Origin of the sequence: Terrisporobacter sp., assembly GCF_017888745.1 — a bacterium.
Classification (GTDB): domain Bacteria; phylum Bacillota; class Clostridia; order Peptostreptococcales; family Peptostreptococcaceae; genus Terrisporobacter.
In genome coordinates this window covers 1-2652 of sequence record NZ_JAGHFM010000021.1, presented here as the reverse complement: position 1 = coordinate 2652, position 2652 = coordinate 1, and the positions used below count along the sequence as shown (strand labels likewise).

Annotated in this window: 4 protein-coding genes; 1 reads left to right on the top strand and 3 read right to left on the bottom strand. The window is 26.2% G+C overall.

The features are described from left to right. A partial coding sequence (locus J7G74_RS00715) for a DUF1638 domain-containing protein (RefSeq protein WP_297130464.1) occupies positions 1-566 on the top strand: 566 nt, incomplete at its 5' end. Between the two features lie 79 nt (positions 567-645). Here J7G74_RS00715 and J7G74_RS00710 read toward each other — a convergent pair. The 3 genes from J7G74_RS00710 to J7G74_RS00700 are packed head-to-tail and all read right to left on the bottom strand — an operon-like array spanning position 646 to position 2581. Then, positions 646-1143, bottom strand: a complete 498-nt coding sequence (locus J7G74_RS00710) for an SEC-C metal-binding domain-containing protein (RefSeq protein WP_297130463.1) — start codon at positions 1141-1143, stop codon at positions 646-648. Positions 1144-1187: 44 nt separating this feature from the next. Next, a complete protein-coding gene (locus J7G74_RS00705) occupies positions 1188-1895 on the bottom strand; it encodes a UPF0489 family protein (protein WP_297130462.1) in 708 nt (235 codons plus the stop codon). Between the two features lie 14 nt (positions 1896-1909). Beyond that, positions 1910-2581 (bottom strand): RluA family pseudouridine synthase, encoded by a 672-nt coding sequence (locus tag J7G74_RS00700; protein WP_297130461.1) that lies wholly within the window; start codon positions 2579-2581, stop codon positions 1910-1912. Positions 2582-2652: the final 71 nt, after the last annotated feature.

The following is a 2652-nucleotide window of genomic DNA, read 5'->3' as shown; positions in this document are numbered from 1 at the left end:
TTGAACCAGAATTAACTAAGATTTTAGAAGAAATTAAAAGTGAAAAGAAAATTAAAGCAGATATTGATGTTAAATATTTACCTTTCGGATTACATACTAATTTAGATAAACTCAAATCAGAAATTATCAGTAATTTGGATCAACTAAAGTCATATAAAGTCATATTATTATATGGTAGCAAATGTCATTATATGTTCCATAGCTTCTTAAAAAATTATGATAATGTAATTACTTTTAATGATTCTAATTGTATCGAATTAATAATCAAAAATGATAATAAAAAAAATATTATTGACGATAAAAATTTATATATAACACCTGGATGGGTACTTAAGTTCGATGAACTGAATAAATTTATAAATGCCGTTGATTTGTACGATATTAGACAACAATATGGCAAGTATGAAAATGTAATAATCGGAGATACTAAAGTTTGTAAATTTACTGATGATATTATTTTTGATTTATTTGAAAAAATTCAAGTTCCTATAGAGATAGAATATGTTGATATTAATATCTTTAAAAATAAGTTAATAGATGCATTAAATAAAGCCATAGATAATTAAATTTATTATCTATGGCTTTAAAATACTTATATTATTATAAATTCAAAAAAGACTGCCTATATTAAGCAGTCTAAATTAATTATTTTCCACAACATTTTTTGTACTTTTTACCGCTTCCGCATGGACAAGCATCATTTCTTCCAACCTTGTTTTCTTTAACAACAGTTTTAGATTTTTTGTATGCTTTTTCTAATTCTTTTCTCTTTTCAGCTGATAATATACCTTCCCAACCTGGTAAAGTATATAACCATTCTGCTTCTACGTTTAACATATTATAGTATAATTTTTCGAAATCTATTTTTAAAGATATTTCTGAATCAGCCTCTATTTCTTCTAAAACTATATCTTCTTTTAAGCTTTCACTTATTCCGTCTATGAATCCCATGAAGTATTCTACAGAAGTATTGTATTTAGCAGCTAAATCTGTAACTTTACCTTCTACTACTTCAACTTTATTATTTAATAATTCATTATATATTCCAGCCTCTACTTTTAAGTACTCTTCCCAGAATTTTATTTCTGCTTCTTGAGTTTCAAGATTTTCACTTAAAGCTCTCCATTCTGTTAATAAACTCATATTAACGCTCCTCCTAAATTTTAATTATATTTTCATTTATTTAGCTATCTTATTATATCACAATTAAATAGTTCTTTTAATACCTTTATGGCATAGTCTTGGTCTATAAAGTATGGACTACTAGCTATTGTAATTACTTTTGCTCCATTTATAAGTTTTTTTATTTTTTCTAATCTAAACCCATAAGGAATGTAATCCATATCTTTTGAAAATATGTCTAAATCTATATCTAAAACATATTCTCCCTCTAAGTCTATTTCAAAACTATACGAACTATCAATAATTATTACTTGTGAAAATATTTCTTTTTTCAAAGCAGGTTGAATAAAGTTACCTACGTTAAGAACCTTATTTGTATATGTAAATACATCATCTAAGTTTTCTATATCAACATCATAGCTATGTGGCTCTCTCATATCCTTATGTTGATCTACATGTACTAATTTACAACCTTTATTAAATTCTTTATTTTTTAAACTTTTCATCCAAAAATAAAAGGCGTGATTATGATTATCAAAAACATAAATAGTTTTATCATTTAATTTATATTCCACTAAGTTTTCAAGACCTTTTGCTTTAATTTCAATATCATCATCTATCTCATTAAAAACAATATGCTGTCCTACTTTTACATCTTCCAAATCACCTTTTATTAATTTAGGTACGAAAATTTTTTTATTTTCTCTTTCTTCGTATGAAAAAACATTATTTCCATAAGGTTCATCAATATAAAACCCTTTATATCTTTCCATGATATCTCCTTATTTTATACATTAAAAATATCCCATGGGTATTCATTTGGAACATCACACACAAATTCCATTTTTTCTTTTTTAGTTGGATGCTCTAACTCAATTTTATAAGACCATAGAGATATTTGTTGACCTACTTTATTTAAATCTTTACCATATCTTTGGTCTCCAAATAAAGGATGTTTTCTACTTGAGAATTGTACCCTTATTTGGTGAGGTCTACCTGTTTGCAAATCTATCTGAACAAGACTTAATCCTTTTTTAGAATCTAGTGTTTCATATGACAGCCTAGCATCCTTAGCATCTTTAGTATTTTTACTAACTACACTAACCATATTAGTCTTTTTATTTTTATATAAATAATCTAAAAGATTATCTTGTCTTTTATCCATATTACCATGTATTACTGCTCTATAAGTCTTTTTAAAAGATTTATTTCTAACTTGTTCTGAAAGCCTAGAAGCTGCTTTAGATGTTTTAGCAAATACCATACATCCTCCAACAGGTCTATCTAATCTATGAACCAATCCTACAAATACATTCCCTGGCTTATTATATTTTTCTTTAAGATACTTCTTCAAAAGATTTACCATATCATCATCGTTGGTATTATCTCCTTGTGATAATATGTTTACAGGCTTTTCAACAACTAATAAATGATTATCTTCATATATAACCTTTATCATTGTTATTTACTCTCCCATCTTCCAAATATACCGCATGGAAGTACTTTTCCGTCTTTTGATGTAGGTATTCC

Bases quoted from the DNA above. Each gene is read 5' to 3' on its own strand.
- J7G74_RS00710 (WP_297130463.1), bottom strand. From the start codon at position 1,143: ATGAGTTTATTAACAGAATGGAGAGCTTTAAGTGAAAATCTTGAAACT.
- J7G74_RS00705 (WP_297130462.1), bottom strand. From the start codon at position 1,895: ATGGAAAGATATAAAGGGTTTTATATTGATGAACCTTATGGAAATAAT.
- J7G74_RS00700 (WP_297130461.1), bottom strand. From the start codon at position 2,581: ATGATAAAGGTTATATATGAAGATAATCATTTATTAGTTGTTGAAAAG.